Annotated in this window: 1 protein-coding gene; it reads right to left on the minus strand. The window is 32.6% G+C overall.

Going from position 1 to position 584, the window contains the following annotated elements:
- Positions 1 to 66: 66 nt before the first annotated feature.
- Positions 67 to 369, minus strand: a complete 303-nt coding sequence (locus tag EIZ48_RS31605; protein WP_192928770.1) for a cbb3-type cytochrome c oxidase subunit I — start codon at positions 367 to 369, stop codon at positions 67 to 69.
- Between the last annotated feature and the right edge of the window lie 215 nt (positions 370 to 584).

The following is a 584-nucleotide window of genomic DNA, read 5'->3' on the forward strand; positions in this document are numbered from 1 at the left end:
TATAGTAGCAGCCGAAAAATAAGCACGTGAATCCAAATCTATACCTACTGTATACATATGGTGAGCTCATACTACACAACCAATTAAACCAATTCTTAAAATTGCATAAACTATACCCAAAGCACCAAAAACTTCTTTTTTTCCTGTTAAATAAAGTGTAGATTGTCTGACAATACCAAAAGCTGGTAAMATCAAAATATATACTTCAGGAWGASCAAAAAAYCAAAACAAMTGTTGATAAATAAGAGGATTACCTCCAGTTCTTGGATYAAAAAATGAAGTATYTAAATTACGMTCAGTTAACAACMTAGTAATAGCCCCTGCTAAAACCGGTAGAKATAAAACCAGTAAAWACACTGTTACAAMCACAGTTCAAMCAAATAAAGTTATATGTTCTAATGAAATAGMACTTCTACGTAAATTTTTAGTAGTACACATAAAATTAATACCACCTAAGATAGATCTTAACCCTGCTGCATGTAAACTAAAAATAGCTAAATCTACTCTACTTCCAGGGTGCCCCATTGTTCTTAAAGGTGGGTAGACTGTTCACCTAGTCCCACAACCTATATCTACAAAACAAG

The organism is Photobacterium alginatilyticum (assembly GCF_009910675.1).
GTDB classification, from domain to species: Bacteria; Pseudomonadota; Gammaproteobacteria; order Enterobacterales; family Vibrionaceae; genus Photobacterium; species Photobacterium alginatilyticum.